4 protein-coding genes are annotated in these 7009 nt (G+C 63.8%); 2 read left to right on the top strand and 2 right to left on the bottom strand.

Features of this window, described 5'->3' with window-relative positions; all coding sequences use genetic code 11:
• Positions 1 to 91: 91 nt before the first annotated feature.
• Together ACIA8L_RS56245 and ACIA8L_RS56240 are read right to left on the bottom strand one after the other, a co-directional pair.
• Positions 92 to 640: a hypothetical protein gene (locus ACIA8L_RS56245; RefSeq protein ID WP_395918515.1), complete on the bottom strand. Its 549-nt coding sequence runs from the start codon at positions 638 to 640 to the stop codon at positions 92 to 94.
• Between the two features lie 391 nt (positions 641 to 1031).
• The gene (locus ACIA8L_RS56240) at positions 1032 to 2450 is read right to left on the bottom strand and encodes an IS1380 family transposase (RefSeq protein WP_395918513.1); all 1419 of its coding nucleotides are present in this window, start codon (positions 2448 to 2450) and stop codon (positions 1032 to 1034) included.
• Between ACIA8L_RS56240 and ACIA8L_RS56235 the strand changes: the two genes are divergently transcribed.
• Together ACIA8L_RS56235 and ACIA8L_RS56230 are read left to right on the top strand one after the other, a co-directional pair.
• A complete protein-coding gene (locus ACIA8L_RS56235; RefSeq protein WP_395918511.1) occupies positions 2385 to 4835 on the top strand; it encodes an NACHT domain-containing protein in 2451 nt (816 codons plus the stop codon). The two genes, ACIA8L_RS56240 and ACIA8L_RS56235, sit on opposite strands and share 66 nt — an antisense overlap.
• A gap of 1262 nt (positions 4836 to 6097) precedes the next feature.
• Positions 6098 to 6796 (top strand): DUF6518 family protein, encoded by a 699-nt coding sequence (locus ACIA8L_RS56230; RefSeq protein ID WP_395918509.1) that lies wholly within the window; start codon positions 6098 to 6100, stop codon positions 6794 to 6796.
• Positions 6797 to 7009: the final 213 nt, after the last annotated feature.

Here is a 7009-nt window from a genome sequence, read left to right as displayed (position 1 = left end):
CGGCCGACCGGGGTGAAGCAGTCATGTCCCTGATTGTCCTAGCCACCAACCCGATCGACCGACAGCGACTCACCGAGAACACGAAAGATCTTTAACAGCTGATGCTGAAGTCGTCCGCCCGCAGCGCCGTGACCTTCGCGACGCCGCCGACGACGCTGCCGCCGATGGTGATGCGCACGAGCACCGTGGCCGGGCTGCTCGACCAACTGACATTGAACTTCGTGTACGTCGCTGACGACGACATGGTGCGCAGGTCACGAGCCACGTAGGTGAAGCTGACCGGTTCGATGATCTCCAGGGCCATGTCCTCGGTCGCGGGGATGGCCGGGGTCTTCGCCGGGTCCAGGAAGACCGACGCCGTGCAGAACGCACCCGGCGTGATCGCCACCGTGCGCTGCACCGAGGAGAAGCCGGCGCCGGTCTGGGCAATGAACGCGTCCTGCACGCCGGAGCGCGGGCCCAGGTTGCTGAAGCCGCCGGCGCCGTTGCCCACGTGTGTGAACGACCACGCCTGCGGGGCGGGTGGCGGCTCAAAGCCGTCGGTGAACACCGGGGCGGCGCTGGCCGGTCCGGCGTTGAAGGCGAGACCGGCGACCGCGGTGCCGGCGATGATGAGCAGTGATCTGAGGAAGGTTCGCATGGCTCTACCGTGCGGCCATCCCGGCCGGACCGGCAGGCCGCGGCACCGAATCTGCCGCCCAACTGCCGGTTGCACTGGTCGCCGCGTCGTCCACCGGACACTTGAGCGATCGCAAAACAGGAGGGGACGCATGGTGCTCTGCCTCGAGTTGTTCGTGGCCCCGCGACTCCACGAGGTCTGGCGGCATACCTAGGAGCCCGGCCGGCACGCCCGCTGAGACCTGCGGATCTCGTAGATGAAGTGCTAACCTCGGTCTTTCGCTAATTGTTGATCAAGTCTGTCTGTCGACCGGTTGATCTTCTGTGGGTGGTCCGGCCGGGTGTGGGCATGACGGCGGCCCGGCCCTTGGCCGGGCTGCTCCATCTGGTTCGTCGGGGTTGTGGTGGCGGGTTCAGGTGATCGGCTGGGGCAGCGCGGCGAGACGGGCAAACGCGGTGGTGAGATCGGTTGCCCAGGGCCAGGTTTCGGGGATGCGCAGGCGGGTTTGGCGGGCGGTGCGGGTGATCCGTGCGGCGACGTGCAGGAGCCGGTAGCGCAGTTTCTTGGGTTCGGCGGTGGCGAGTTCGCCGTGCAGGAGCAGCATCTGGGTCCAGGCGAGGAGGTCGATGCCGGTCAGCGCGAGGTGCAGCCAGGCCTGGTTGATCGCGAAGACTCGGGACGGGAACCGGCCGAACCCGGTGGCTTTCCCGCAGCGGATGCGGTCTTCGACGCGGGCGTGGGCGCGGTGGCGGGCCTCCAGGTACTGGATCGAGCCGTTGGTGGCCTCGCCGGGTGGGGTGTCGGTGGCCATGACCTGGTGCCGCATGCCCTCGATCGTGTCGAACAGGCTGAGCTGGGCTCCCGGGTGCGGCCGTTCCCGGCGGACGATGAACCGGGTCCCGGGCGGGTAACCGTCGTGCGGGACCAGGCCGGTCAGTTCGCAGACCTCGGCGTTGTCGCGGGGTTCACCGTCGGTGTCCACGGCCGGGACCCAGTCACCGGGCCGGCGTTTGGCGGTGAGGATGGCCTGGCGGATCGGTTCGGTGATCGCGGTCCCGACGGAGAACCGGGTGTCCAGGCCGCGCTCGCGCAGGCCGCGGATGTGGGCCAGGAGACCGAAGGTGCAGCCGGCAGAGTCCGACCGGATCAGGATCGGGGTGCCGTGCCGATGGACGTCCGGGATTTGGGCCAGGGCGTCATCCAGGACGATGATGTGATCGGCCGTGGTGTTCGAACCGGCCCGGCCTTCCCGCAGCAGCCCTGCGAGGGCTTCGTGGGTGTTGTCCAGGAAACACAGCAGCGGGTGATACCCAAACGTTGACTTCCACGTCGGCGTCGCTGCCTCTTTGCCGGAGTGGCAGAGCACGATCGTGGCGTCGATGTCGAGGACCAGACCCGGCACCGCAACGCCTGCCGCCATCGACGGCGGCAAGCTCCCGCAGGTCTCGATCCGTTGTGCCCACGCCATTTCCCGCGCCTGAGCCCGGGCCTGCGCGAGCCGGCCGAGGAGCCGGGTGTCCAGTTTGGACAGCAGCCGCCACGCGGTCGGGTCCGAAGCGACCGAACCGAACAGCTGCGCCTGATCGCGCAGCACAGCCAGATCCGCGATGGCTTCACCGCCATCGGCGAGCAGCACCGCCAGATCCACGGCGATCCGGCCTGGATCGTGCCTGCCCCGACGCTGCCGGAGCCCGGCAAGGACCTCACCGAACCGGGTGCCCAGCCCGGTTGCCTCGGCCACATCGGCCAGGAGCCGGGCACCGGCATGACCGACCACACCCCGCCCGTCGGCACTCACGACGATCTTCGGACGCGTTCCGGTAGCCTGCACTCTGCGGGTGCCTTCCGTAGCGGGCGATCAGGGCCTTCGACAAGCCAGATCTTCCCAGATGGAGGGCACCCTCCCTATTTCTCGATCATGCAGCCCTGCCGCCTTCATGAAGGGACCGGGCTAATAGTCACCGATGAGATTGCCAAGGAATCACTGCCGTCCGCGTATGCTGATGCTCGTTTATCAGTGCAGAGCATTCGCGAATTACTCAGCAATGCCATGGACTTCACGTCGTACCTAAATGCGCTCACGGTGGCTTTCAAAGAGTCACCGGACGGCATCGCGCAGTATTATGTACCGCCCCAGACAACGTCGAAGTTGGACCTCAACCGCTTGATCGAGCGGTGGATCGAAAGCCGTGAGTCGGAACCGGACGACCTTCCAGGCGGCCGTCCTGTCGCCATCTTGGGTGCTTACGGTATTGGCAAAAGCTCCTTTGCTACCTTCCTTGCTGCTACGGCCGCGCAGCGCGCGTTGAAGGAACCACTAGCCAGAAAGCCCGTGTTGATCAAGCTAGGGGACGTTGCTGGTGAGCAAAGCCTCGAGGGCCTGCTTGGTAAGCACTTCACAGCTACAAATCCGGTATCCGGATACCGGTTTGACATCTTCCAGTCGCTCAACGCGTCTGGCGGACTCCTAGTCATACTAGACGGTTTTGATGAGATGAAGCAGTTGCTTTCCTGGAGAGAATTTAAGTATAATCTTGGACAGCTCAATAGACTATGTTCGGGCAATGCAAAAGTTGTATTACTTGGTCGGCCAACCGCGTTTGAGAACGATGAGCAGCACCGTTATGCTCTCCACGGCATAAAACCAACGCCGGTAGGACATATCAACGAGCAAGGTTGGCCCGACTATACAGAAGTAGAGATAGCGCCGCTGCAACGTGATCGAATGATGCAATTTCTAACGCGCTACCTTGGCTTCCGAAATAGCCGAATTGCGTCCGATGCGAGCGCGATGGAAGTCCTCTGGCAAAAGGTCAACTCTCCTCAATTGCGAGACATCTCCCGGCGTCCGGTTCAACTTCGAATGCTTGCCGAAATTCTCCCGACGTATAAGGGCGAGCTTGCCACTCTTGACCTCGCGGCCGTTTACGACATTTTCATCGACCGACTAATATCAGAAGTGATCGAAAGAGAAGAAACTAAGCATAGTCGATTAGCCTTTTCTGGCCAGGAGAGACGCCGTTTCCTCGCGGACTTCGCGTACTGGCTGTGGACGACTCGTGGAGTCTCGGCTGATGCCGACCGAATTCCTGACGCGCTGTTCGCACCGTTCATCAAGGAAGACGATCTTGAGCGCACGCGTCGTGATCTTATTGCTGGCTCGCCTCTCGACCGAAGATCGGGCGAACGCATCCGCTTCCCCCATCGGTCATTCCAGGAATTCCTGGTCGCTGAACGACTCTGGGCAAAAATAGTCGATGGAACCGCTACAATGGAAACCGTTGAGAGCTTCGTTACCCGCGATGTCGCCATTTTTCTGTCGCTTCTGCGTAGTGACGCTACGGTTAAGGCGGCTATGAAGTTGTTGCCTTCTCTGCGCGGTTCGCACCAGTGGCATGTCGTTGATGCGCTTTTTATGGATGAGCGTATCGTAAAAGGCATTCATGAAAAATTCGTGGCGAACTCGTCCATCAAGGGCGCCGTGTTGGGGATTACTGGATGGGAACTGCTACTGCTAACAGCCTGGGCCACTAGATCCAAGACGCATGATTACCGGATTAAGCCGGATTTGGTGGTAGGAGTAACCGCGTCCGGCGCTATGGTGAACCGGTTCCTCGGTCTATTCTGCGCACTCCGTCTCGCCGCAAATGGGAGTCGAGCAGATGCTGCAATCCTTACTGCCCTGAATTCCGTCCTGGTGGTCCACCGGAACGTCGAGAGATTTTCTAAGGAGCAAGTCGCGAATCGAGCGATTGTGCAGCTAGATGATACGTTCGTAGCTACCTCCGGCGGAGATCGCGTGCGCCTCGGCAGATACGCTGGGCCGGGTCGCATAGCCAAAAATGGCACAAAACAAACGGTGGCGGGTAATGAAACGGTGGAGGTTCAATGGTACTTCGACGAAAGTATCGCGCTTGCGAAGGCAATCCAATTTACTAAAGGCGCCCGCCACATTGCAATACGCGCGGCGATGCCGATAGTAGTTCAGCAGTTGAAGGACGTTGCGTTTTTTTCCGACTGGCTTGGAGAGCGTTCAATTCATGCGAGCGTGCCGATTCAAGAGACGGTTGATCTCGGAACCGGATCTGGTCAGGCGATACCGGAGCGCTTGATGAGTCTCCGTCGAGCGGTGCAGTTGGCGGACGATTACGCGATGGAACGGGGCTTGAATGGCCCAGGCGCTACGCCCACTCCAGACGCCAATTCGAAAACTTGAAACGGGTTCCTATCGCACAACCGCTTATCCTGCGCAAGGTCGCGGTAACTCGGTTCGGATCCCACATCCGCACATCGGCATGACCGATAGCCCGCGGCTCGTAGAAGCTGGTCACGGTCGGTGACAAGCTCGGCAGTCCGCCGCGAACCATCGCGATGTCGTGCACCTGATCACGTGATCTTGTCTAGTGATCCTGACGAGCGCCGGCGGTCTCCGTCATTCCGTCGGGTGGTACCCGAAGGCGGCCATCGGCGCGCCAGTCGCCTTCTCGTGCCGCACCACGTCGCTGAGGCCTACCCCGTCGGCCGTCGGCCAGGCTCCGACACGACGGCCACATGATCGATCGGAGTCCCGGATGCTCGACGGCGCGGAGCGATGCACTCGACTCCAGTTCCACCCCGTTCTCGTCGCACCAGGCGACGGCAGGGGCCCCCGAGCCGGTCCACTGATTCCCAGCCTTCCACCGTCCGAGGCCCTCGCGATGGCAACAGCTCCTCGGTGGTGAGGAGGCTCTCCGTTCCGTGGGACGCCGCGTTCTGAAGATCCTCAAGAAACTCCAGCGCGACACGCGACGCGTCACCCTCCGCCACGAGCAAGTCCTCGACCACAGCAAGGGTCGCCGCGACCCGCCCGCTCCTGCGACGTACTACCTCCATCGCGGTCCCGCACAGGGATCTCACCGCCTGCGGTGGGCAGCCCGGCAGCGACCCATGAGCCGCTTGACGGGAGTCGACGCTCGCCGTTTGAAGAGTCCCACTACACCACCTCGATCATGGCGGCGTCCGAGCGGCCGCCCTACGGTCGCATGATCATGCCAACAAGGTCCGTCCGTGGCGATCGGCACCTCATACGCCTGCACCTCCTGATGCTCGCAGCTCACAGCCCGCCCAGTGTTCGTTCAGGGTGCACTCGGCAACGCAGGTACCGATCGGGCATCGCGCCTTCAGCGATAGATCAGGGATGCCATGATCAGTTGCAACGGCGCGGCGCCGGCCTGACCCGGGCGGCGCCGCGCCCCGCAGGCGGGTCAAATGCGGATGCCGCCTCTCCGACCGCACCGCGCGGCTACCGACAGGACCAAGTCGACATGTACCTGCGGCAACTCCTGGCCGAGCTGGGGCAGACGTAAGCGCACACGCCCCGGATGATCCTTGCGGCGGCGCATTCCGCGCAGGGTGGCGAGGAAGCGGTGCAGGACGGCCGCTACGGATCGCACTGCACAGCGGCATGCTGGCTGTTGAGCGGACGGTACGCTCGCCGCTGTGACTGAAGCGCCAACCTCCGGCAGCGATGACGTGACTCCCAGCACAGCACTGGTGGCACGCGTCCTGACCGAGGCCATGACGTCCGGGAGCGGCTTGCTGGCGGCGGCTCTCGGCGGCATGGTGCTGGGCGCGCTGTCGCTGCTGCTGAACGGGGTCCTGCCCGGCGGCTCCAGCCGCCTGGTCAACTCCGGTGCAGTCTGGGTTGTGGGCGCGTTCGTCGCCGGTGCGGTGCTGCGCGATGGCGGATGGCGGACCTGGCTGGCCGGTACTGCGGTCCTCGTTGGCGCGGTCGCCGGCTACTACGGCTCACTGGTCGTGTTCGAGCACCGCACGATGAGCCCGGGCGTGCTCACCGGACCGGCTCAGTGGGCGCTGGTCGGTCTGGCCGCGGGACCGCTGTTTGCGACCGCCGGGGCATGGTGGCGCGACCCGCGACGCGCCCGGCGGGTGGTCGCTCTATGCCTGTTGGGTGGCGTCTTCGTCGCCGAGGGGGCATACCTGCTGGCCAGCCACCGGCCGCCGGCCGAAGCGCTGCTGGTCTCAGCGGCCGGCGTACTGGTCCCGCTCGCCCTCGGCCGCGGCGCTCGCGATCGCCTTTTCGGTGTCATGGGTCTGCTACCGGCTGCCGTCGCCGGATTCGGCGGTTATCTCGTCCTCGACGCCGTCATGGATGTCGCGTTCACCCGCGCCGGCTGACGGTCCGGTGCACCAGCGTCCCAGGCGCAGTCGCCGGGCCCTGTATTCGGCAGGAGCGCCAACCAGCCGGCGGCGCACGGGCGGTAACGATCCAGGGTCAACCAAAAACGCCCGGTCGGCGGCTACTTATTTACTGGATCTACGACCGCAGCCCGGCCAGGCTTGGTCGAGGTGATCGGTGGGGTCGCTCGCATTCAGCGGCTGCCCGTCTGT

The sequence above is a fragment of the Dactylosporangium sp. NPDC051541 genome (assembly GCF_044454505.1).
GTDB lineage: Bacteria > Actinomycetota > Actinomycetes > Mycobacteriales > Micromonosporaceae > Dactylosporangium.
Note: the sequence above shows the minus strand (reverse complement) of the source record. Positions and strands in the feature narration are given on the sequence as shown.

Bases quoted from the DNA above. Each gene is read 5' to 3' on its own strand.
- ACIA8L_RS56245 (WP_395918515.1), bottom strand. From the start codon at position 640: ATGCGAACCTTCCTCAGATCACTGCTCATCATCGCCGGCACCGCGGTC.
- ACIA8L_RS56235 (WP_395918511.1), top strand. From the start codon at position 2,385: ATGACCGACCACACCCCGCCCGTCGGCACTCACGACGATCTTCGGACG.